Genomic DNA, 22128 nt, shown 5'->3' with positions numbered 1-22128 from the left:
AAACGGCGATCTGCGCAAAGCCCCCACGACGCCATCATGCGCCTGTTTTGCCCGACGGGTCAAATGAATTTCCGTTTTTCGGAAATGTCGTGTGAAATCAACCGGCTCAGGCGCGATGAGGATCCAGCCCAACCTCGTTGCGCTTTAAGCCCTTGATTTCGCTATCGCCGGCTACTGTGTATGGGGTTGTTTTCGACTTTTTATCGCGGGGGTGCAAAAATATCCGTCCGAACCCGACCTGGTCCGACGCTCGCCTTTTCATCAATCCATTTTCGGGAGGCGCATCATGCAAGTCTATAACGTGGTGAAGTTCAGGGTGAAGCCGGGTGAAGAAGCTGCCTTCCTCGACGCGCATCGGGGCGGCAAGGCCAAATGGCCGGGCCTCGAACATGGCGTCATCATCAGGACCGGCGAGCAGACCTTCTGCCTCATCGGCACATGGGCCAGTCAGGATGCGATGGTCGCGGCGCGATCGGCGATGATCAAGACGCTTGACAGCTTCAGGTCGGTGCTCGAGGACCAGGGCAACGGACGCGGCGTGACGGATGCCGCGTCGGGCGCGGTCGTGCTCGCGTTGTAGCAGGCGGCTAGCCGCCCGCTACTTCATCACCCGCAGGCCCTTGGTCGTGAACTTCTGCATCTTGCCGCCGGGGCGCACCGGTCGCCGCGTGCCGGCGGCCTTGCCGGTACCGGGAGGCTGATGCGCGGGGACGAGCTGGTCGGGGCGGGAGCCGATCAGATCGGCGCGGCCCATCTCCTTCAGCGCTTCGCGCAGCACCGGCCAATTGTCGGGGTCGTGATAGCGCAGGAACGCCTTGTGCAGGCGGCGCTGGCGCAGGCCCTTGATCGCCTCGACCTTGTCGCTGCCGCCGCGGCGCACGCCGCGCAGCGGGTTGACGCCGGTGTGGTACATCGCGGTCGCGGTCGCCATCGGCGAGGGCAGGAAGGTCTGCACCTGGTCGGCGCGATATCGGTTCTTCTTGAGCCAGAGCGCGAGGTTCATCATGTCCTCGTCGGTCGTGCCGGGATGCGCCGCGATGAAATAGGGGATCAGATAGTACTTTTTGCCAGCCTGCTCGGCTGCGGCATCGAACATCCGCTTGAACTGGTTGTAGGCGCCGATGCCCGGTTTCATCATCTTGTCGAGCGGGCCGCGCTCGGTATGTTCAGGGGCGATCTTCAGGTAACCGCCGACGTGATGGGTGACGAGCTCCTTGATGTATTCGGGGCTCTCGACCGCGAGATCGTAGCGCACGCCGGAGGCGACCATCACCTTCTTGATGCCCTTGGTCTCCCGCACCTTGCGGTAGAGCCGGATCAGATCGTCATGCGAGGTGTTGAGGTTCGGGCAGATCTCCGGGAAGACGCAGGACGGCCGCCGGCACGCGGCCTCGACCTTCGGATCCTTGCACGCCATCCGGTACATGTTGGCGGTGGGGCCGCCGATGTCGGAGATCACGCCGGTGAAGCCCGGCGTCTTGTCGCGGATCTTCTCGATCTCCCGCAGAATCGAGCCCTCCGAACGGTTCTGGATGATGCGGCCTTCATGCTCGGTGATCGAGCAGAAGGTGCAGCCGCCGAAGCAGCCGCGCATGATCGTCACCGAGAACTTGATCATGTCCCAGGCGGGGATTTTGGCCTCGCCGTAGGACGGATGCGGCGCGCGCGCGTAGGGCAGGTCGTAGACCGCGTCCATCTCGTCGCTGGTCAGCGGGATCGGCGGCGGGTTGAGCCAGAGATCGCGGTCGCCGTGGCGTTGCACCAGCGGCCGTGCATTGCCGGGATTGCTCTCCCGATGCAGCACGCGTGACGCGCGGGCATAGGCGTCCTTGTCCTGCTCGACCTGCTCCAGCGCCGGCAGCCGGATCACGGTTAAGCCCTTCTGGCGGGTTGCGCCCTCATCCGCGGAGTCGAGATCGTCGGCGTGCAACTCGGAATAGCCTTCGGGCACGCGGCGGAACAGCGCGACACCCCTGATGTCGCTGAGCTCGCGCGGCGCTTCGCCGGCGGCAAGCCGGTTGGCCACCTCGACGACGGCACGCTCGGCATTGCCATAGAGCAGCAGGTCGGCCTTGGCGTCGGCCAGCACCGAGCGGCGCACCTTGTCGGACCAGTAATCGTAATGCGCGATCCGGCGCAGCGATGCCTCGATGCCGCCGAGCACGATCGGTACGTCCTTGAATGCCTCGCGGCAGCGCTGCGCGTAGACGACGGTGCAGCGGTCCGGCCGCTTGCCGCCTTCGCCGCCCGCCGTATAGGCATCGTCATGGCGCAGGCGGCGGTCCGCGGTGTAGCGGTTCACCATCGAATCCATGTTGCCGCCGGTGACGCCGAAGAACACCTTTGGCTTGCCCAGCACCTTGAACGGCTCGGCCGAATGCCAGTCGGGCTGCGAGATGATGCCGACCCGAAAGCCTTGCGCCTCCAGCAGCCGGCCGATGATGGCCATGCCAAAGCTCGGATGGTCGACATAGGCATCGCCCGTCACCAGCACGATGTCGCAGGCGTCCCAGCCGAGCGCATCCATCTCGGCGCGGCTCATTGGGAGGAACGGCGCCGGCTTGCGCGGGCGCGCCTGCGCCATCAGGGGCTTTTCGGCGGTGATGATCTGGGTGTCCATGGCGCCTACGCATAGGACTCCGGGCGCACGAATACAACCGACGGACGCGTGAAGATTTGCGGTTCCGCCAGGGGTAAACCGGCTTGCGGGAGCGCGTTAACCGTTCGCGAACCCCTGCCGGCTCGCCGCCATGCTGGCGGACCATCCGCCCGGCGTTCTCGACGAGGCGGAGATTGGTCACCGTCGAGCCCGGCAGCGCCGCCTCGATCCAGGCCTTGCGCATGGCGAGCATCGCCTCGCCGCCCGGAACGGTGCGCGTGCCGCATATGCATATGAGCGATCCCTCTTCCGGGTTCTCACCGCGGCCGACATCGGATATCCGATTGCGCCATGGGCAAGGAAACTTCTGACGGCGGTGATGACGCCGGTGCGGCGCCGTCCACCGAGGCCTGGCTCGGTGCGGTTGCGCTGATCGGCTTCATCCTGGTGGCGACCGCGCAGGCCTCAAATCAGATTCTGGCGCGCGGGCTTGCGGGCTCGGTCCCGCCCTTCGCGCTCGCCTTCTTCCGCTGGAGCATCGTTGCCATCGGGCTCGCGCCGATCGCGTTCGCCGAAATCCGCGCCGGCCGCGTGCCACTCGGCAAGAACATCTGGCCGATCCTCGCCGCCGGCTTCATGGGCATGTTCCTTTGCGGCGGCCCGGTCTATGCCGCGGGCATCTCGACGACGGCGATCCACATCGCGTTGATCATGGCGCTGTCGCCGATCACGGTGCTGATGATCTCTGCGGTGCTCGGCATCGAGCATGTCGGCCCGCTGCAATGGCTCGGCACAGCGCTTGCGCTCGCCGGCGCCTTGCTCATCATCTCCGGCGGTCATCCGGAGACCTTGTTCGCACTGGAGACGGCGGCGGGCGACGGCCTGGTCGTGATCGCGATGCTCGGCTGGTCCGGCTACACGCTGCTGCAATCGCGCGCAGCGCCCAAGGCGTCGCTGCTGGCGCGCATGAGCCTGTTCGCAGGCGCCGGCGCGCTGTTCTCGCTGCCGCAGGCGCTGATCGAGATGTGGACCGCGCCGGCGCAGGTCTTCAGCACGAAAGCGCTGTCGGCTTACGTCTTCGCCGGGATCGTTCCCGGGCTGCTCGCCTATGCCGGCTTTGCCTGGCTCGGCGGCAAATTCGGTTCGGTCCGAACCTCGCTCGTGCTTTATCTCGGACCGATCGCGAGCGCCCTGCTGTCGTTCGCAATTCTCGGTGAGCCGCCAAAACTGATCCATCTGCTCGGCGGTGTGCTGATCCTCGGCGGGGTCTGGGCGAGCCTGCGCAAATAGTTCCATCGATCGGAGTTGTGGTTCATTCGCAGGAACCAACCGCCTCCGCGAACATTCTGATCAAGGGACCGGTGCGAGCCATGCTCGCGCGCGCCCCGACCATCCCGGCGCCAGTGCCGTAACCGGATTTTGCCTCGACGCTTCGTTTCGGGGCGATGGGGGACTTGTGAGTACGGTCATAGAGAACTTGTTGTCGCGGAAGCAGAAGCTTGTGGAACAGCTCGAGAAGGCGCAGTCGGTCGACGACCGCGACAAGATCGAGCACCAGCTCGAACAGATCAACACCGCGCTGGATTTCCTGGACAGGCCGGGATCGAAGGACGCGGGGTAGAAGCGCTCAGTCCACCTTCAGCGCCTCCACTTTCAAGGTCTCCACTTTCAAGGCCTTGGCGTAGACCAGGCCGGAATTGGTGATGTGCGTCGTCATCAGCGCTTCGAAGGAGGCGAACTCGCCGCGCGCGAACAAATCCAGCAGCTTGCGATGCTCGTCGAAGGACGAGCGGGTGCGCACGTCGATCGGCGACGTCAGATTGGTGCGCAGCGCGGCGACGCGGCCCGAAACGAGCTGGTAGGATTCGATGAGATAGCGGTTGCCGCAATGCGCGAACAACCCTTCGTGAAAGCTCGCATCGGCGCGGCCATAGGCGATGTTGTCCTTCGCCGCGATCGCAGGCTCCATCGCCGCGATTGCCCCGCTCATCGTCGCAATCGCGCCGTCGCGATCGTGACGGAACGCGAGCTCGGCGGCCTTGGGCTCGAGCGCGATCCGGAAGGTGCAGAGTGCGGTGATGTCCTCCGCGCTCGGCGTGAACACGAAGCTGCCGACCTGCGGCCGGATCACGACCAGGCCCTGCGCCTGCAACTGGCCCATCGCCTCGCGCACCGGCGTGCGGCTGACGCCGAAGGAATTCGCCACCATCTCCTCGGAGATGGCGGCGCCAAGCGCGAACTCGCCGTCGATGATGGCCTGGCGCAGCCGCAGCACCACCCGCTGCGACAGCGATTTCGGCGTATCGAGCTTGAGCGATCGCATCTGCTGTCTCAGATCACCTTGCCGGGATTGAGCAGGTGATCGGGATCGAGCGCGGCCTTCAGCGTCCGCATCAACGCGATCTCGGCTTCGCTCCTCGCATGGCCCAGCCACTTCTTCTTGAGCGTGCCGATGCCGTGCTCGGCGGAGACGCTGCCGCCCAGCTCGCGCACCAGACCGTAGATGATCGCATCCATCTCTTCCTTCGGCTGCTGCTCGACGGAAAGGCCGGTAACCCAGGACACGAGATGCAGATTGCCGTCGCCGATATGGCCGTAATAGACGCTCTCGCACCCCTTGATGCCGGAGGCCAACGCGGCCTTGCAGCGCGTCGCGAACTCGTCCATCCGCGCCACCGCCAGCCCGATGTCGTAGGAGATGTGCGGCCCCAGCACCTGGCCGAACTCGGCGCAGATGTCGCGCACGCGCCAGAACGCCTGCGTCTGCGCCAGCGATTGCGCCACGGCGGCATCCGCGAGCAGCCCGCGCTCCATCAGCTCTTCGAGCCAGGCCTGGAAGCGCGGTGCATCCAGGCTCTCGTCGGTGCCTTGGGCCTCGACGAGCACGTAGAGACCTTGGCCTGCGGCGACTGGCGGCTTGACCCCGGCGCGCGTCGTGATCACGTCCCAATAGTCCGGCCACATCACCTCGAATGCCGACAGCAGCGGCCCGAGCCCGCTTCGCGCGGCATCGAGCAGGGCGATCACCGCGGCATAGTCCTTCAGCGCGCACAGCGCCGCCATGGTCGAGCGCGGTTTCGGGAACAGCCGCAACACCACGCGGGTGATGATGCCGAGCGTGCCTTCGGAGCCGATGAAGAGATGCTTGAGGTCATAGCCCGCGTTGTTCTTCATCAGCTTGTTGAGGCTGGTGATGATGGTCCCGTCGGGCAGCACTACCTCCAGGCCGAGCACCAGTTCGCGCGTCATGCCGTAGCGGATCACGCGGTTGCCGCCGGCATTGGTGGAGAGATTGCCGCCGATCGCGCAGGAGCCGCGCGAGCCGAGATCGAGCGGAAAGAAGAAGCCGGCTTCGTCCGCGGCCTTCTGGATCGTCTCCAGCGGCGTGCCCGATTTCACCGTCATCGTCATTGACGCCCGATCGATCTCCTCGATGCCGGTCATGCGCTCGAGCGAGATCGCGACCCAGCCTGCTTCGGGCGATGCGCCGCGGCACAGCCCGGTCAATCCGCCCTGCGGCACGAAGGGCAGCCGCGCCTGCCGGCAGGTCGCTATCGCATCGGCAACGCCTTGCGCATCGACCGGTCGGATCACCGCAAGCGGCGTTTGCGGCAGGCTCGCGCTCCAGTCGTTGCAATTGCGCGCGGGCACGTCGGTGCCAACAAGCACCGCGGCCGCGCCGAGCTTGTCGCGCAAGGCGCCGAGCAACCGATCGGGCCGCTCAATGGGGCTAACCATGTTCATGCGAGGCCTCCTCGGAATCTGGCTACGCCTCATGCGCGCCGTGATGGTGGAAAGGATTTGCGTCTGTCTTGTATGTAAGGTACAACATAAAAAGTAAAGCAAAAACAAAGCCCGGAAGGCCTCCTAAGATCGTTCGAGATCAGGGGCTTAGTCCGGGACCGCAGCAATGGGTGGTGAGATGACGGAGGCAATTCGCGGGTTCTGGGTGGCGTCGGCGACGCCGCTGGCGACGGATGGCAGCGTGGACTCCGCCAAGCTCGCCGCTCACGCCAGGCAGCTCTTCGGCAAGGGCGTCGACGGCGTCGTGCTGTTCGGCACCACCGGCGAGGGCACCTCCTTCAATGTCACTGAGCGTGTCGCGACCATCGAGGCCGTGCTCAAGGCCGGCGTCGCGCCCGAGCGGGTCGGCATCGGCGGCGGCTTTCCCGCCATCACCGACAGCATCGCGCTGACACGCGCCATGCTCGGCCTCGGCCTGCGTCACGTGCTGTATCTGCCACCCTATTTCGACCGTGGTGTCACGCCCGAAGGCATCGAGGACGCGTTTGCCGCGATCATCGACGGCGTCGCCGACGATCGCCTGCGCGCCTCGCTCTATCACATCCCGCAGGTCTCCGGCGTTGCGATCCCGACCAGTGTCGCTGCGAACCTGCGCAAGCGTTACGGCAAGGTGGTTGCGGGCCTGAAGGACTCCAGCGGCGACTTCAAGCAGTTCCAGGCGTTCCGTGCTGCCGCGCCGGAGCTCGCCATCACTGTCGGCAACGAAGCCGACATCACCCGCGCGATCGCCGCCGGCGGCGCCGGCACCATCTGCGGCATGGCCAACGTCGTGCCCGAGCTGGTCAAGGGCATGGTTGACGGCAAGGACGTCGAGGCGCGCATGCAAGCCGCGACCGATGTCGTGCTGAACACGCCGTCGTTCCTCGCGACGCTGAAGGCAATCCTCGCCGCACAGACGGGCGACGCGGGCTGGCTGCGCGTGCGTCCGCCGTTCCGTGCTTCGTCCGATGGCGCGGCGCTCAAGCGAAAGATTGACGAGCTGATTGCTCCTGCCATCGCGTGAAATGTAAAACCTTCGTGACACGTTGCCGCAAATTCGCGCGCAGCGTGTCGCGATCACAGCGACGTCAATCGGTGATTGCCGTTCGGCGCGCTGATACGCTTAGAACGATTCAACACTAGAGCGATTCAAGCTCGCCTACGGTTCTCTTCGATCCCGCCGACTGTTACAGGCGCACACTTCAATGTTCTTGACTTGAAGTGGAATGAAAGTGCGTGCCCCCGTGGATGGCCAGCGCGTCAGCGGCCATCGTCTTCGTGCCGGCAAGAGCCGTGCAGGTCTTCTCCTCGGCGCAGCGGTGCTGCTCGTCGAATCCCCCTCGAACACGACGACCGCGCAGGCGCAATCGGCGCTGCCGCCGGTGACAGTGGAGGCGCCGGTGCAGCGACCGAAACCGGCGCGCGCATCTGAATCGCCCCAGCGCCGGACGCAAGCCGCCGCGCGCCAGCGCAGCCGGAATGCCGCCACACCAGCAGCGCCGACAATGTCGGAACGTGCAGCCGCCGCGGCCGCCGCGCAGCAGGCCGCCAAGCTCGGTTACCGCGCGATGCCGAGTTCGACCACGCTCCGCAGCGGCGCCTCGCCCCTCGATACCTCGCAAGCCGTCAACATCGTGCCTGAGCAGGTGTTGAAGGACCAGCTCCCACGGAACATCGACGATGCGCTCATCAATGTCTCCGGCATCACTCAGACCAACACGCTCGCCGGCAGCCAGGACGCGGTGATCCGCCGCGGCTTCGGCGATAATCGTGACGGTTCGATCATGCGCAACGGCATGCCGCTGGTGCAGGGCCGCAGCTTCAATCCCGCGGTCGAAAGCGTCGAGGTGCTCAAGGGGCCGGCCTCGCTGCTCTACGGCATCATGGATCCCGGCGGGATCGTCAACACCATCAGCAAGCGCCCGGAGCTCTATCAGCACGGTTCGGTCACGCTGCTCGGCTCGGCCTTCAGTGCCTCGAAAACCGGCGCCGACGGTCTGCTCGACGTCACCGGGCCGATCGGGGATCAGGGCCTTGCCTATCGCTTCATCGGCTACGGCGTCAGCGAAGATTACTGGCGCAATTTCGGCCGCCACCGCGAGATGCTGGTCGCACCGTCGCTGGCCTGGTACGGCCAGGACACGACGGTCCAGCTCAATTACGAGCATCGCGAGTTCATCTATCCGTTCGATCGCGGCACGGCGTTCAATCCGGTGACCAAGGCCCCGCTCGTGGTGCCGCCCACGCGCCGGCTCGATGAGCCCTTCAACAACACCTGGGGCACCTCGGATTTGATGCAAGCCTCGATCGAGCACCGCTTCAACCAGGATTGGAAGCTCTACGCCGGCTACAGCTACAACACCGAAACCTTCAGCGCCAACCAGCTCCGCATCTCCACCCTCAACTTCACGACGGGCGTCGAGACGCGCAGCAACGACGGCACACAGGGCTCGCTCAGCAATGCCAGCTATGGAACGTCGTACATTTCCGGCGGCTTCTGGCTCGGCAATATACGCAATGAGGTGGTATTCGGCGGCGACGGCCAGTATCGCACCATCTATCGCGACAATCTGATCCGGCAGGCGACTCCCGCCATCAACGTCTACAATCCCGTCTACGGGCTGGTCGGACCGGGCACGACGGTGTCGAACAGCGATAGTGCACAGACCGACAAGCTCGGCCAATGGTCGCTGTTCCTCCAGGACACCCTGCATCTCACCGAACGGTTCGCCCTGGTTGGCGGCGTCCGTTACATGGACTACGACCAGATCGCCGGGCGCGGGAAACCGTTCGTCACCAACACCAACGTGTCGCAAGACAAGGTGCTTCCCCTCGGCGGGGCCATTCTCAAGCTGACCGAGGAGGTCTCGCTGTATGCGAGCTACACCGAGTCGCTGAAGCCGAACTCGACCATTGCGCCGGTCGGCACCGTGATCGGCTCCAATGTCGCGCCGGAAGAAGGCGTGTCGTACGAGACGGGCGTCAAGTTCGATCTGAACAAGCGCATCTCCGGTACGCTGGCGGTCTACGATCTCGACAAGAAGAACGTTCAAACGTTCAAGACGGTCAGCGCGAATGTGGTGGAAGTCCACACTGTCGGCCGTGCCCATTCGCGCGGCGTCGAGCTGGACGTGACCGGCAGGCTCTCCGACAGTTGGGCCCTGATCGGCAGCTATGGCTACACCGACGCGCGGGTGACGGCATCCGAAGATAAGTCGCTCTACGGCATGAAGCTGCAGAACGTCGCGCTGAACACGGCCTCACTCTATCTGGTCTATGACTTCGGCACGGCTCTGCCGGGACAGCTCCGCCTCGGCGGCGGCGCGCGCTATGTCGGCGATCGTCCCGGTGATGCGATCAACAGCTTCTTCTTGCCGTCCTATGTGGTCGCCGATATTTTCGCGACCTATGAGACGAAATACCAGACCACGCCGGTGATCTATCAGCTCAACGTCAAGAACCTGTTCGACACCGTCTATTATCCTTCAGCCGTCAACAATCTGAACGTCGCGATCGGCGATGCGCGCCGCGTGTCGCTGTCGGCAACGGTGAAGTTCTAGCGATGGCGGCGCGGCACAAAGCCATCGCGGTCCTGATCGCGGCGGCGTCCGCCTGCCTTGCCGCCACAGGTACGAGCCGCGCCGAGGAGATCACGCTCTATTCGACCAGGGAGGCTGCCCTGGTCGAGCCGGTCGTTGCGGCCTTCACGGAGGCCAGCGGCGTCAAGGTGAAAATCGTCTTCGTCGAGGATAGCCTCGTCAAGCGACTTGCGTCGGAAGGTGCCGCGTCGCCTGCCGACGTATTGATGACGATCGGGCTGGACAAGACGACCCAGCTCTCTACCCGCGGTCTGACGCAAGCCTTCACGTCGTCGCGTCTCGATCAGGTCGTCCCTCCAAATCTCCGTGGTAGCGGCGCGCAATGGCTTGCGCTTTCCGTCCGACCGCGTGTCGCATTTGTGCGCAAGGACAGCACGCTTGCTTCGATCGACTATGAAGATCTCGCCGCTCCCAATTGGCGCGGCAAGCTCTGCATGCGCTCGCCGCTTCATCAGAACAATGTCGCGCTGGTCGCGGCCTATCTCGTCCATCACGGTGAGGCCGCGACGGAGACCTGGCTCGCCGGCCTGAAGGCCAATCTCGCGCACAAGCCTGATGGCAAGGACAACGACGTGATCCGCGAGGTCGCGCAAGGCACGTGCAAGATCGGCATCGGCAATACCGTGGCATTGGCGCAATTGCGCGACGGACGGGAAGGGGCCGACTGGCGAGCCTGGGCGATGGAGGTCAAGGCGGTGCCATCGACATTCAGGGGCGGCGGCACGCATGTGAACCTCACCGGCGCGGCGATGGCGAAACAGGCGCCGCATCCGGCGTTGGCGCGACAATTCCTCGAATTCCTTGTCACGCCGGCAGCGCAGCGGATCTTTGCCGCTGCCGAGTTGGAATACCCCGTGCTTGCAGCAGCGGAGCGTGCATCCATCGTTGCCGAAATGGGCACGTTCATCGCCGATGCGACGTCGATCGACCAGATCGCCGCACATCAGCAGGCCGCGATCTCGCTTATCAAGAAGGTTGGCTTCGATGAGTAGGGTGGGGCATCACGTCAAGGCCGCTCTGCACCAGATTCACTCGATCGCGGGCCTCGTGCTTGCGCTGCTGCTGGCCTTGATCGCGCTGACCGGCGCGATCATGAGCTTTGAGGACGAGATCGGCGACTATCTGAATAGCGGTATCATGCAGGTGGCGCCGCGCCAGGCGCCGGCGCTGATGCCGGACGAATTGGTGGCCCGGCTGAAGGCGGGGCAGGACCTCGGCAAGGTCTCGGCCGTCACGCTGTCGAGCGATCCGGCCGCGGCGGTGCGTGTCCGCTTCGCGCGCGACGAGCAGGGCGCGCGGCCGACATCGCTCTATGTCGATCCCTACGACGCGCGCGTGCTGGGTGCGCCGCGTGGCGAGGAGTTCTTCGCGACCGTGCGCAGGCTGCATCGATGGCTTTTGATTCCCGGCGATGCCAAGGGGTGGGGACGCCAGATCACCGGCGTCGCCGCGCTCGGCCTGATCGTCATGCTCATCTCGGGCCTCGTGCTGCGCTGGCCGCGCCGTGCCGGCAGCGTGAAGATGTGGCTGAAGCCCAATCTCGGTCTCAGTGGCCGTGGCCTGCACCGCTCGCTGCATGCCGTCATCGGCACCTGGGTGCTGCCGGTCTATCTGGTGATGACGCTGACCGGGCTGTGGTATTCGTTTGACTGGTATAAGGACGGCGTCGTCTGGCTGCTGTCGCGTCCAGAGGTCACTGCTGCGAAGATGCAGCCCAAGATATCCGCAAAGCAGCCGCGCGCGGCAGCGCGTCCCGAGCCGGTTCAGCCGGTGGGATTTGATCTTGCGTGGTCGACGCTCCAGCGCGAGGCAGGCGATCGTTTCTCCAAAGCGCTGCTGACGTTGCCCGCCGGATCCGGCACGGTCATCCGGATCCGGTCTTGGCCGAAGCATTCGACGCTCGATACCACACGTGACGAATTCCGCGTGGATGCCGTCACCGGTGAGATCGTCTCGGCGGAGCGCTATGCCGACAAGACGCTCGGCGAAAAGATCATCGCGAACGTGCTCGACATCCATCGCGGCGCGTTCCTGGGTTGGCCCGGCAAGCTCGCCTTCATGATTGCAGCAGCGTTGATGCCGCTGTTCTCGGTGACTGGCATTTTGCTGTATCTGTCGCGCCGCAGGCTGCGGCGCCCCGCGCAGTCGCCGCTCGGGCGGCTGGTTCCGGGCGAGTGAACGGCCGCGAAGGCTAGCCAAGCGCGCCACAATCGTTCAAAAGCCCATGGCCGTACTTGCCAGGGTTCACGCCATGAAGCACCCCACCGTCACCCCCGCCGATATTCGCCGCGCGCTGCTGCTGCGCGAGGAGATCGCGCTGCTCGATCTCAGGTACGAGGCCGGCTTCGCCACCGGGCATCCGCTTTTTGCCGCCAACATGGCCGCGGACCGGATCGCGATCGAGGCCGAGGTGAGGCTGCCGCGCAAGCACGTCGCGATCGTGCTCTATGATGATGGAGAGGGACTTGTCGCGACCGGCGCCGAACGGCTTGCCGCCCTCGGCTACACCAATGTCAGTGCGCTCGAAGGCGGGCTGAAGGCCTGGCGCGATGCGGGCTATCAGGTGTTCGAGGACGTCAATTCCTATTCCAAGGCATTCGGCGAGCTGGTCGAAGCGCGGCGGCACACGCCGTCGTTCAGCGCCGACGAAGTGGCAAAGCTGATTGCGGACAAGGCCAACATCGCGATCCTCGATGTTCGTCGCTTCGACGAATATGCGACCATGAACATTCCGGGCTCGGTCAGCGTGCCCGGCGCTGAGCTGGTGCTGCGGGCAGGGCAGGCCGCGCCCGATCCCGACACCACCATCATCGTCAATTGCGCCGGCCGCACGCGCTCGATCATCGGCACCCAGTCGCTGATCAATGCCGGCGTGCCCAACAAGGTGCGGGCGCTGCGCAACGGCACCATCGGCTGGACCCTGGCGCGGCACACGCTCGATCACGGTGCTGAGCGGCGCGGTGCGATCGGGCCGTTCGAGAGCGGCCCGGCCAATGCGCGCGATGTCGCCTATCGCGCCGGTGTTCGCCATATCGGCGCGAACGAGGCGAAGGCGCTCCCAGCGCAGACCGATCGCACGCTCTATCGCTTCGACGTACGCGACGCCGAGGAGTTTGCGGCTGGCCATCTCCCCGGCTTCTGCCACTATCCCGGTGGCCAGCTCGTCCAGGAAACCGACATGGCCGCACCCGTGCGCGGCGCGCGCATCCTCCTGACCGACGACCAGGGCGTGCGTGCAGACATGACGGCATCGTGGCTCGCGCAGATGGGCTGGGAGGTCTATGTGCTCGAAGGCGGCTACGAGGGTGAGCTCGAGGTCGGCCCGCCGCGCGTGCTGCCCAAGCCCGACCCGGCACATCGTTACCGCCGGCCCTACGAGGGCACGGACGTCGCCGAGCGCGCGATGCAGGCCTATCTCGACTGGGAATACGGTCTCGTCGAGCAACTCCGGCTCGACGGCACGCATGGATTTTATGTGATTTGACCGGGCGGCCACCGTAAACACTTACCGCCCCGCCATCTTCTCCCCATATCCGAACCCTATTGTGCTGCATCTCCCCCGCGGTCTATGAGCTGCGGCAAAGTTGTGACCTACGGAGATTCCATGCCAGCCCCAGGCCAAAGCCCCGAGCGGAACGCGAAGGCGCTGTTGCTCGAAGGCGTCAATGACAGCGCTGTCGACCTGTTCCGGAGCGCGGGCTTCACCAATGTCGAGCGGCTGACCAAGGCGCTGGACGGCGAAGAGCTGCGGCGCGCGCTGAAGGGCGTGTCGCTGCTCGGCATCCGCTCGCGCACCCAGATCACCGACGAGGTGCTCGCGGCCGCGGACGGGCTTCTCGCGGTCGGCTGCTTCAGCGTCGGCACCAACCAGGTCGATCTCCTGGCAGCGCGCAAGCGCGGCATTCCCGTGTTCAACGCGCCCTTTTCCAACACGCGCAGCGTCGCGGAACTCGTGGTCGGCGAGATCGTGATGCTGCTGCGTCAGATCTTTCCGCGCTCGGTGTCCGCCCATGAAGGCGGCTGGGACAAGTCCGCTGCCGGCAGCCGCGAGGTGCGTGGCCGCACCCTCGGCATCGTCGGCTATGGCAATATCGGCTCGCAGCTTTCGACCCTTGCTGAAGCCATGGGCATGCGCGTGATCTATTACGATCGCACCGACAAGCTCCGACACGGCAATACCGAGCCGGTCGAGAAGCTCGAAGAGCTGCTGGCGCAGAGCGACGTCGTCAGCCTGCACGTGCCGGAGACACCGGAGACATCAGGCATGATCGGTGAGACGGAGCTGCGGGCGATGAAAGCAGGCTCGTTCCTGATCAACAACAGCCGCGGTACCGTCGTCGATCTCGATGCGCTCGCAGGCGCCTTGCGTGACGGTCACATCGCGGGCGCTGCGATCGACGTCTTCCCGGTTGAGCCGTCCTCGAACGCGGAACGATTCAAGAGCCCGGTGCAGGGCCTCAACAACGTGATCCTCACCCCGCATGTCGGCGGCTCGACCGAGGAGGCGCAAGAGCGCATCGGTGGGGAAGTCGCGCGAAAACTGGTCGACTATTTCATCACGGGATCGACCATGGGCGCGGTGAATTTCCCGGAGGTGCAACTGCACTTACGTCCCGCCGGAGCGCGCTTCAGCCATGTCCACCGCAACGTGCCGGGCATGCTGCGGCGGCTGAACGAGGTCTTCCTCCAGCGCGACATCAACATTGTCGCGCAATATCTGGAGACCGCCGGCGACCTCGGCTACGTCGTGCTCGACGCCGATCTCGGGGGTGAGGATTCGGCCGCGCTGCTTGCGCAGATCCGGGCGCTCGAGGGCACGGTTGGCGCACGGCTGGTATTCGAGCACTAGAACGTCCCACGTTCCGGTTGCAATCTGTAGCCACGGCTCTCTACACTGCTGTCATCTTCGGGTACTAAAAAGTACGTCGAATTTGAGCTTCAGTTGCGTGGGTGCCGCGATGGAACGGGACGCCGTACTGATCGATCTCGCGCTTCAAGGTGGCGGTTCGCACGGCGCCTTCACCTGGGGCGTGCTCGACCGTCTTCTGGAAGAGAAGCGGCTCACCATCGCCGCGATCTCCGGAACCTCGGCAGGCGCAATGAACGCGGCCGTGCTGGCGGATGGCTGGACGGCCGGCGGCGCCGAGGGCGCGCGCGACGCGCTCGAAAAATACTGGCGCCGCGTCTCGAAGGCTGCCGCCTTCAGTCCGCTCCAGCGCTCGCCGCTCGATCGGTTGATGGGGCGCTGGACGCTCGATACGTCGCCGGCCTACATCCTCACCGATTTGATGTCGCGGGTGCTCTCGCCCTATGATCTCAATCCGACCGGTTACAATCCTCTGCGCGCGGTGCTGGCCGAGAGCATCGATTTCGAACGTCTCGTGCGCTCGCCGATCCAGCTGTTCATCACCGCGACGCGGGTGCGCACCGGGCGCGGCCGCATCTTCCGCAACGCGGAGATCACGGCGGATGTGCTGCTGGCATCAGCCTGCCTGCCGACCATGTTCCGCGCGATCGAGATCGACGGCGAGCCCTATTGGGATGGCGGCTTCGCTGGCAACCCGACCATCACGCCGCTGATTCGTGAGAGCGACGCGCACGACACCATCCTGGTCCAGATCAACCCGACCGAGCGGCCGGAGGAGCCGCGGACGGCGGCCGAAATCCTCAACCGGCTGAACGAAATCTCCTTCAACTCGCCGCTGATGAAGGAGCTGCGCATGATCGCGCTGCTGCGCCAGGCCGCCGACCCCGGCAGCGGCGAGGGCGCGCGCTGGGCGAAGATGCGGACGCACCGGATCAAGAGCGACATGCTGGCGGGGTTCGGCGCCTCGTCAAAGCTCAACGCGGAATGGGAGTTCGTCTCGATGCTGCGCGCCGAGGGGCGCCTGGCCGCGGACGCGTTTCTCGCCGCGCACGGCCACGACATCGGCCGGCAATCGACCGCCGATCTCGACGTCCTCCTGTCGGAGTGCTGAGACATGGGTCTTCTCGGCCTCCTCGTCGGGCTCGCCCTGCTCGTCCTGTTCGCCTTTCGCGGCTGGAGCGTGCTTCTGCTGGCGCCGTTCGCGGCGCTCGTTGCCGCGTTGTTCGGCGGCGAGCCGCTGCTTGCGAACCTGACCCAGGTGTTCATGGTGCATGCGGCGGGATTTCTGGCCCAGTTCTTCCCGATCTTCCTGCTTGGCGCGGTCTTCGGCAAGCTGATGGACGATAGCGGTGCGGTCACGTCGGTTGCCGCCTTCATGGCGGAGCGCCTCGGCGAGCGTCGCGTGATCCTGGCGGTGGTGCTCGCCGGTGCCGCGGTGACCTATGGCGGCGTCAGCCTGTTCGTTGCGTTTTTCGTCATCGTTCCCATGGCCCGCTCGCTGTTTCGTGCGGCTTCGATCCCGCGTCGCCTGATCCCGGCTGCGATCGTGCTGGGGACGTCGACCTTCACCATGTCGGCCTTGCCGGGCACGCCGTCGATCCAGAATGCGATCCCGATGCCGTTCTTCGGCACGACGCCGTTCGCCGCGCCGGGTCTCGGTATCATCGCTTCCATCATCATGCTCGTGGCAGGGTTGTGGTGGCTCCACCGCGCCGAAGCTGCGGCGCGCCGTGCCGGAGAAGGTTATGGCGACGATATCGAGGACGCGACCGAGCGCGCCGCCGCCGACGAGCTCGTGCGCGAGCGCGCCACGACCGCGCGCGAGTTCGATCCGGCAGAACTCCAGCACGGTCAGCGCAGCGAGCGGCCTTCGCCCGTGTGGAGCGCAATTGCGCCGCTGATCGTCGTCGTCACGGTGAATCTGGTGATGTCGCTCGTGGTGCTGCCGCGACTCGATGTCAGCTATCTCGCCGAGCAGCGTTTTGGCGAAACGACGCTCGCGGCCGTCGCGGGCGTGTGGTCGGTCGCGGTCGCGCTGACCGCGGCCATCGTCACGGCCATCGCGCTGAACCGGGCCCGCCTGCCGGCGCTTCGCCGCACAATGGACGCCGGGGCCAATGCATCCGTCCTGCCTGCGTTCAGCGTGGCGAGCCTCGTCGGATTCGGTGCGGTCGTCGCGTCGCTGCCGGCGTTCACGATCGTGCGCGACTGGGTGCTGGCGATCGAAGGCGGACCGCTGGTCTCGCTAGCGGTTGCGACCAACATCCTGGCCGCTCTGACCGGGTCGGCGTCGGGCGGCCTGACCATTGCGCTGGACGCGCTCGGCCAGACCTATGTCGAGCTCGCCGCGCGCACGGGCATCGCCCCCGCGCTGATGCATCGCGTGGCAGTGATCGGCTCGGGGACGCTCGACATCCTGCCGCACAATGGTGCGGTGGTCAGCCTGCTCGCGATCTGCGGCCTGACGCATCGCGACAGCTATTTCGACATCGTGATGGTCGGCATCGTGACCTCGCTGCTGGCGCTGGTGGCCGTGATCGCTTTGGGCAGCGCGCTGGGATCGTTCTGACCAGAATGCGAATGTGAGCGATTGACGGAACGGCGAAGGTTGCATTCAATGCGGCCAACGGACCAAATCCAATCAGCAGCGAACGCCGGGTGGAAACGATGACGCGAATGAGAGCGAAGCTCTGTGCATGGCTCGTGGGTGCGATGGCAGCCATGAGCGCGAGCGGCGCGTCGGCGGTGACGCTAGCTGAGGACGCGGATACGGTCTGCAAAGGGCTCATCGGCAGCGCCGATGCCGTGAAGATCGATTCCGCTACATTGTTGGCGCCGACACTCCTGGCGGTCGTCGAACGCGGCCCGACGCCGTCTGGGCGCGTCACGCCCGCCAATCCTGCCTTCTGCAAGGTGCTGGGTCACATCGACCCGACCGATCCCAAGGCGCCGCCGATCAAATTCCAGGTCAACCTTCCGGTCGAATGGAACGGGCGCTCCGTCCAGTATGGCGGTGGCGGCTTTAACGGCGTGCTGATCACTGGCCTTGGGCTGCCGCCGGCCTATCCCTTTGACAAGCCGTCGCCGCTGGCGCGCGGTTTTGTCACCTACGGCACGGACTCCGGCCATGAGTCCAAGCCCGGCGAGCCGCCGCAGGTCTTCGCACTCAACGACGAAGCCTTCGAGAATTTCGCTCACCGCGCCTACAAGAAGGTGCGCGACGCTTCTGTCGCGCTGATGGAGCGCGCCTACGGCAAGAAGCCGGAGAAGATGTATTTCATGGGCTCCTCCGAGGGTGGCCGCGAAGGCCTCACGATGGCCCAGCGTTACCCCGACGATTTCGACGGCATCTTCGCCCGCGTGCCCGTGATCAACTGGGTCGGCCTGCAGCATGCCGGTACGCGCTCGGGCCTTGTGACCATGGGCGAGGGCTGGATCAATCCGGCGCAAGTCAAGCTCTTTGCCGATGCGGTGCGCACTGCCTGCGACAAGGCCGACGGCTCCGATAAGACGCTGGTGCACGATCCCGTGGCCTGCAAGGCCGTGTTCAAGGTCGAGACGCTGCGCTGCGAGGCCGGCAAGGCCGGCGATCAGTGCCTGACCGAGGCGCAGATCAAGGCAGTCAGCACGCTGCATGGGACCTACAAATTCCCGTTCGTGCTCGCCAATGACCTCGATGACTATCCGGGCTGGGGCATCTCTGGCGAGGATACGCCGGCGTTTGGGCCGACCGGCGGCTGGTCCGCGTGGTGGCTGGGTAGCGCGCCGCCGGCGCAGCCGCCCGCACCCAACAACGGCATCGCCTGGATCTACGGCGCCGGCGGCATTCAATATGTGTTCGCGCGTGATCCCAAGCTCGACGTCACCACCTACAAGGTGGAGGACCACAAGGCGCGGCTGCTCGAAGTCTCGAAGCTGATGGATTCGACCGATCCGGATCTCAGCCGTTTTCGCGGACGCGGCGGCCGGCTGATCATGCTCGAGCACATGGCGGACTATGCGCAGAGCCCCTATGCCGGCATCCGCTATTTCGAGAGCGTCGAGCGCAAGCTCGGCAAGGCCGAGACGGCGGAATTCGCGCGGCTCTACACCGCGCCGGGCGTCGATCATGTCGGCTCCGGCGCGCCCGCCAATGTCGACATGCTCAGCGCGTTGGTCGACTGGGTCGAGAAGGGCAAGGCGCCCGGCGATCTGGAAGTCAGTGAGCAGAAGGTCGAGGCGCCGTCATTTGCCGTGTTGCGCGCGATGCCGCTGTGCCACTGGCCGTCCTGGCCGCGTTACAAGAGCGGCCCGGTCACGGAAGCGTCCAGCTTCACCTGCGCGCCGTGAGGCGGCTCTTCACCTCTCCCCGCAAGGACGGGGAGAGGGAGTAGACCTTCTAATGCGCACCGCCTCCGCCGGCCGCCGCCTTCACCCGCAGCGTCAGCAGCACCGCGATCGCGGCGAGCACGAGCACCACGCCGATCACCGCGAAGGTGTCGGAATAGCCCATCACCAGCGCCTGGCGTTTCACCGTCTTGCCGAGTGCGATGATAGCCTGCTCGCGCGCGGCGTTGGGGTCGGGCACGCCGTGCGCGATGAAGTAATTGGTCATCTGCGCGATGCGGGCACGGACCTCCTCACGGCCGAGCGTGACGGAATGGCCGATGATGTTGGAGTGGAACTGCTCGCGCTTGGTGACGATGGTCGCAAGCACCGCGGTGCCGATGGCGCCGCCGAGATTGCGCATCATGTTGGAGATGCCGGAGGCGGCCGGCGCGTCCTGCGGCGCGACACTGCCGAGGCTGAGCGCCGACAGCGGCGCCAGCGTCAAGGCCTGGCCCACGGCGCGCACGACGTTGGGGATGAAGAACTGGTCGCCTGAATAGTCGAGCGACATCTCGATATTCAGGAAGGAACTCGCGGCGAACAGCAGCAGGCCGACGGCCGCGATGTAGCGCGCGTCGAAGCGCTGCATCAGCTTCGGCACCAACGGAATCAGGAGGAGCTGCGGGAGGCCGGTCCAGGCCAGCACGTTGCCGATCTGCTCGGCATTATAGCCCTGCACCTGCCCGAGATAGGCCGGCAGCAGATAGACGGAGCCGAACAGCGCAAATCCAAGGAACACGGCAGCGATCGTGCCGACCCCGAAATTCCACTGCGTCAAGAGGCGCAGGCGGAGCAGCGGCTTCTCCACCACGAGCTCGTTATAGATGAACAGCGACAGGCTGACGGCGGCGATGATCGCAAGGCGGACGATGAAGGGCGAGCCGAACCAGTCGTCCTTGTTGCCCTCCTCGAGCACGGCCTGAAGTGAGGCCAGGCCAACCGCCATGGTCGCGATGCCGAACCAGTCGCCCTCGCGTAACAGCCCGAGATTCATCGGCTGGCGCTCCAGGGTGAAGAACAGGATCGTCACCATGACGGCGGTCGGCAGCACGTTGACGAAGAAGATGGTCTGCCAGCCGTAATTCTCGGTGAGATAGCCGCCGATGGTCGGCCCGATCGCCGGGGCAAAGGTCACGGCGAGCGAGAACATGGCAAGGCCGATCGGCTGCTGGCCCTTCGGCAGCTTGGTGAAGACCAGCGTGAAGGCCATCGGAATCAGCACGCCGCCGAAGAAGCCCTGGAGGCCGCGCATCGCGATCATCGAGGGCAAATCGTGGGTGAAGGCACAGGCGACCGAGAACGCGGCGAACAGCGTCGCGAAGCTCAGCATGATGTTACGGAACGAGAACACCCGCGACAGATAGTCGGTCAGCGGAATCACGATGATCTCGCCGATCAGGTAGGACGTCGAGATCCAGGAGCCGTTGTCGGCGCCGGTGCCGATGCCGCCCTCGATGTTGAGCAGCGAGGCGTTGGTGATCTGGATGTTCAGGATCGCCATGAAGGCGCCGATCATCGCCGCGAAAACGGCGATCCAGACCGTAGCGCTCGCGCGGTTGGGATCGCTGGCGGCGCGATCAGGCGTCGCGGCCGGTGTTGCGGGTGCTGGCGTCGAGATTGTGAGGCTGTTTGACATGGCACGACCCTCCGGAAACAAGCTTCGCTTTGGGCGTCGTTGCCGCTTGCGCGGTCGGCGCTGAACGGGTTGCGATCGTCGGGATCACGGACATGCCGGGCCGCAGCTCGATCGCAGAGTGCGTCTCGGCATCCAGCGCGATCTTCACGGGGATGCGCTGCACGACCTTGGTGAAATTGCCGGTGGCGTTGTCCGGCGGCAGCAAGGCGAACTCCTGGCCGCTGGCGGGTGCGATGGAATCGACATGACCGTGCACGACCTGGCCCGGGAACGTGTCGACCTCGATCTCGACTTGCTGTCCCGCCCGGACATGGGTGAGCTGGGTCTCCTTGAAATTGGCGACGACATAGGCGCCCTCGGCCGGCACGATCGACATCAGCTGCGTTCCCGCTTGCACATATTGGCCGATGCGCAAGGTGCGGTTGCCGACGACACCGTCGATCGGAGAGACGATCGTGGTGTAGCTGAGATTGAGCTCGGCCTGATGTTGAAGCGCGGTCGCGCGGGCGGCCGCGGCACTGGCTTGCACGATCTCGGCCTTCAGCAGCTCGACCTGTTTCAGAGCTGAGGCGAGATTGGCGGTGTCGCGCTGGATCGCGGCATCGGCGCCGGCATCGCGCGCCTGCGCCTGCTGTGCATTCTGCACGCTGCCATAGCCGGTCTTGGCGAGGTCGGTGTAGCGCTTGTTCTCCTGCTCCGCGAAGGTCTTTGCAGCAGTGTCGACGTCGATGGTCGCCTTGGCGGCCGCGATCACCGCTTGCTGGACCTCGAGCTGCGCTTGCTTGCTTGTCACCGTCGCATTCGCGGCGGCGACATCGGCCTTGGCCTGGTCGAGCGCGACGCGGAAGTCGCGGTCGTCGATCCTGGCGAGCACCTGGCCGGCCTTCACATGCTCGTTATCGCCGACCAGGACGCGGTCGAGATAGCCGCTGACCTTCGGCGCGATCGTGGTGTTGTCGGCCTTCACATAGGCGTCATCGGTGGAGACGAGGAAGCGGCCGACGGTCCAGTAATCGTAGCCATACCAGCCTGCGCCGGCGAGCGCGACGATTGCCGCTCCCATCAGCAACAGCTTGCGGAGATTGAGCTTTTGCCGGCGGACGCCGGTCGGGGCCGTGGGCAGCACGCCCTCCCGCACGGTTGCGGGAATAGCGGTTTGGGTCGCAGCAGATGGGGTGGTGTGGACGGACATGGCCGGCTCCCCTGAATTAGGAAACTTGACGATTTCCAAAATGAGACTAGCTTTGGAATTGTCAATGGAATGACAGGCGTCATT

General features: G+C 65.3%; 18 protein-coding genes. 13 read left to right on the top strand and 5 right to left on the bottom strand.

Features of this window, described 5'->3' with window-relative positions:
• Positions 1–286: 286 nt before the first annotated feature.
• A complete protein-coding gene (locus tag AB7008_RS46300; protein ID WP_441261011.1) occupies positions 287–580 on the top strand; it encodes a DUF718 domain-containing protein in 294 nt (97 codons plus the stop codon).
• A gap of 18 nt (positions 581–598) precedes the next feature.
• On the opposite strand, the gene AB7008_RS46295 is transcribed toward AB7008_RS46300, so the two are convergent.
• On the bottom strand, positions 599–2620 hold the full coding sequence (locus tag AB7008_RS46295; RefSeq protein WP_441261010.1) for a YgiQ family radical SAM protein: 2022 nt from the start codon (positions 2618–2620) through the stop codon (positions 599–601).
• Positions 2621–2793: 173 nt separating this feature from the next.
• On the opposite strand from AB7008_RS46295, the gene AB7008_RS46290 reads away from it, so the two are divergent.
• The 3 genes from AB7008_RS46290 to AB7008_RS46280 all read left to right on the top strand — a co-directional run bounded on the left by AB7008_RS46290 (position 2794) and on the right by AB7008_RS46280 (position 4220).
• A complete protein-coding gene (locus AB7008_RS46290) occupies positions 2794–2970 on the top strand; it encodes a hypothetical protein (RefSeq protein ID WP_441261009.1) in 177 nt (58 codons plus the stop codon).
• Complete coding sequence (locus tag AB7008_RS46285) at positions 2951–3889, top strand: DMT family transporter (protein ID WP_041956829.1); 939 nt, start codon at positions 2951–2953, stop codon at positions 3887–3889. Before AB7008_RS46290 ends, AB7008_RS46285 begins: the two co-directional genes overlap by 20 nt.
• A 190-nt stretch (positions 3890–4079) precedes the next feature.
• A complete protein-coding gene (locus AB7008_RS46280; protein WP_162131457.1) occupies positions 4080–4220 on the top strand; it encodes a hypothetical protein in 141 nt (46 codons plus the stop codon).
• Between the two features lie 6 nt (positions 4221–4226).
• On the opposite strand, the gene AB7008_RS46275 is transcribed toward AB7008_RS46280, so the two are convergent.
• Both AB7008_RS46275 and AB7008_RS46270 read right to left on the bottom strand, forming a co-directional pair.
• Entirely contained in the window at positions 4227–4922 is a 696-nt protein-coding gene (locus AB7008_RS46275) for a GntR family transcriptional regulator (protein WP_441261008.1), read from the bottom strand.
• Positions 4923–4930: 8 nt separating this feature from the next.
• Entirely contained in the window at positions 4931–6343 is a 1413-nt protein-coding gene (locus tag AB7008_RS46270) for an FAD-binding oxidoreductase (RefSeq protein WP_441261007.1), read from the bottom strand.
• Positions 6344–6521: 178 nt separating this feature from the next.
• Here AB7008_RS46270 and AB7008_RS46265 point away from each other — a divergent pair, with 178 nt between their 5' ends.
• The 9 genes from AB7008_RS46265 to AB7008_RS46225 all read left to right on the top strand — a co-directional run bounded on the left by AB7008_RS46265 (position 6522) and on the right by AB7008_RS46225 (position 19177).
• Positions 6522–7406, top strand: coding sequence for a dihydrodipicolinate synthase family protein (locus AB7008_RS46265; RefSeq protein WP_304491820.1), 885 nt, complete (start codon positions 6522–6524; stop codon positions 7404–7406).
• Between the two features lie 202 nt (positions 7407–7608).
• Complete coding sequence (locus AB7008_RS46260; RefSeq protein ID WP_441261006.1) at positions 7609–9942, top strand: TonB-dependent siderophore receptor; 2334 nt, start codon at positions 7609–7611, stop codon at positions 9940–9942.
• 2 nt (positions 9943–9944) lie between these two features.
• On the top strand, positions 9945–10973 hold the full coding sequence (locus AB7008_RS46255; protein ID WP_441261005.1) for an extracellular solute-binding protein: 1029 nt from the start codon (positions 9945–9947) through the stop codon (positions 10971–10973).
• Complete coding sequence (locus AB7008_RS46250; protein ID WP_441261004.1) at positions 10966–12159, top strand: PepSY-associated TM helix domain-containing protein; 1194 nt, start codon at positions 10966–10968, stop codon at positions 12157–12159. Before AB7008_RS46255 ends, AB7008_RS46250 begins: the two co-directional genes overlap by 8 nt.
• A 73-nt stretch (positions 12160–12232) precedes the next feature.
• Positions 12233–13465 carry a rhodanese-like domain-containing protein gene (locus tag AB7008_RS46245; RefSeq protein WP_441261003.1) on the top strand — a complete coding sequence of 411 codons (1233 nt, stop codon included), beginning with the start codon at positions 12233–12235 and terminating at the stop codon, positions 13463–13465.
• Positions 13466–13585: 120 nt separating this feature from the next.
• Positions 13586–14830 carry a phosphoglycerate dehydrogenase gene (gene serA / locus AB7008_RS46240; protein WP_441261002.1) on the top strand — a complete coding sequence of 415 codons (1245 nt, stop codon included), beginning with the start codon at positions 13586–13588 and terminating at the stop codon, positions 14828–14830.
• Between the two features lie 109 nt (positions 14831–14939).
• Positions 14940–15959, top strand: a complete 1020-nt coding sequence (locus AB7008_RS46235) for a patatin-like phospholipase family protein (RefSeq protein WP_441261001.1) — start codon at positions 14940–14942, stop codon at positions 15957–15959.
• A 3-nt stretch (positions 15960–15962) separates the two neighbouring features.
• Positions 15963–17417, top strand: coding sequence for a GntP family permease (locus tag AB7008_RS46230; protein ID WP_441261000.1), 1455 nt, complete (start codon positions 15963–15965; stop codon positions 17415–17417).
• A 98-nt stretch (positions 17418–17515) separates the two neighbouring features.
• The gene (locus tag AB7008_RS46225) at positions 17516–19177 is read left to right on the top strand and encodes a tannase/feruloyl esterase family alpha/beta hydrolase (protein WP_304491812.1); all 1662 of its coding nucleotides are present in this window, start codon (positions 17516–17518) and stop codon (positions 19175–19177) included.
• Between the two features lie 49 nt (positions 19178–19226).
• On the opposite strand, the gene AB7008_RS46220 is transcribed toward AB7008_RS46225, so the two are convergent.
• Entirely contained in the window at positions 19227–20852 is a 1626-nt protein-coding gene (locus tag AB7008_RS46220) for an MDR family MFS transporter (protein ID WP_439711274.1), read from the bottom strand.
• A complete protein-coding gene (locus AB7008_RS46215) occupies positions 20794–22044 on the bottom strand; it encodes an HlyD family secretion protein (protein WP_304491811.1) in 1251 nt (416 codons plus the stop codon). The genes AB7008_RS46220 and AB7008_RS46215 overlap by 59 nt, the downstream gene beginning before the upstream one ends.
• Positions 22045–22128 lie beyond the last annotated feature (84 nt).

This window comes from Bradyrhizobium sp. 521_C7_N1_3, from assembly GCF_052075975.1.
GTDB classification, from domain to species: Bacteria; Pseudomonadota; Alphaproteobacteria; order Rhizobiales; family Xanthobacteraceae; genus Bradyrhizobium; species Bradyrhizobium japonicum.
This window is presented reverse-complemented; position numbering and strand designations above follow the sequence as displayed.

Bases quoted from the DNA above. Each gene is read 5' to 3' on its own strand.
- AB7008_RS46285 (WP_041956829.1), top strand. From the start codon at position 2,951: ATGGGCAAGGAAACTTCTGACGGCGGTGATGACGCCGGTGCGGCGCCG.
- AB7008_RS46230 (WP_441261000.1), top strand. From the start codon at position 15,963: ATGGGTCTTCTCGGCCTCCTCGTCGGGCTCGCCCTGCTCGTCCTGTTC.
- AB7008_RS46275 (WP_441261008.1), bottom strand. From the start codon at position 4,922: ATGCGATCGCTCAAGCTCGATACGCCGAAATCGCTGTCGCAGCGGGTG.
- AB7008_RS46220 (WP_439711274.1), bottom strand. From the start codon at position 20,852: ATGTCAAACAGCCTCACAATCTCGACGCCAGCACCCGCAACACCGGCC.
- AB7008_RS46295 (WP_441261010.1), bottom strand. From the start codon at position 2,620: ATGGACACCCAGATCATCACCGCCGAAAAGCCCCTGATGGCGCAGGCG.
- AB7008_RS46270 (WP_441261007.1), bottom strand. From the start codon at position 6,343: ATGAACATGGTTAGCCCCATTGAGCGGCCCGATCGGTTGCTCGGCGCC.
- AB7008_RS46255 (WP_441261005.1), top strand. From the start codon at position 9,945: ATGGCGGCGCGGCACAAAGCCATCGCGGTCCTGATCGCGGCGGCGTCC.
- AB7008_RS46260 (WP_441261006.1), top strand. From the start codon at position 7,609: ATGAAAGTGCGTGCCCCCGTGGATGGCCAGCGCGTCAGCGGCCATCGT.
- AB7008_RS46245 (WP_441261003.1), top strand. From the start codon at position 12,233: ATGAAGCACCCCACCGTCACCCCCGCCGATATTCGCCGCGCGCTGCTG.
- AB7008_RS46265 (WP_304491820.1), top strand. From the start codon at position 6,522: ATGACGGAGGCAATTCGCGGGTTCTGGGTGGCGTCGGCGACGCCGCTG.
- serA (WP_441261002.1), top strand. From the start codon at position 13,586: ATGCCAGCCCCAGGCCAAAGCCCCGAGCGGAACGCGAAGGCGCTGTTG.
- AB7008_RS46300 (WP_441261011.1), top strand. From the start codon at position 287: ATGCAAGTCTATAACGTGGTGAAGTTCAGGGTGAAGCCGGGTGAAGAA.
- AB7008_RS46215 (WP_304491811.1), bottom strand. From the start codon at position 22,044: ATGTCCGTCCACACCACCCCATCTGCTGCGACCCAAACCGCTATTCCC.
- AB7008_RS46250 (WP_441261004.1), top strand. From the start codon at position 10,966: ATGAGTAGGGTGGGGCATCACGTCAAGGCCGCTCTGCACCAGATTCAC.
- AB7008_RS46235 (WP_441261001.1), top strand. From the start codon at position 14,940: ATGGAACGGGACGCCGTACTGATCGATCTCGCGCTTCAAGGTGGCGGT.
- AB7008_RS46225 (WP_304491812.1), top strand. From the start codon at position 17,516: ATGACGCGAATGAGAGCGAAGCTCTGTGCATGGCTCGTGGGTGCGATG.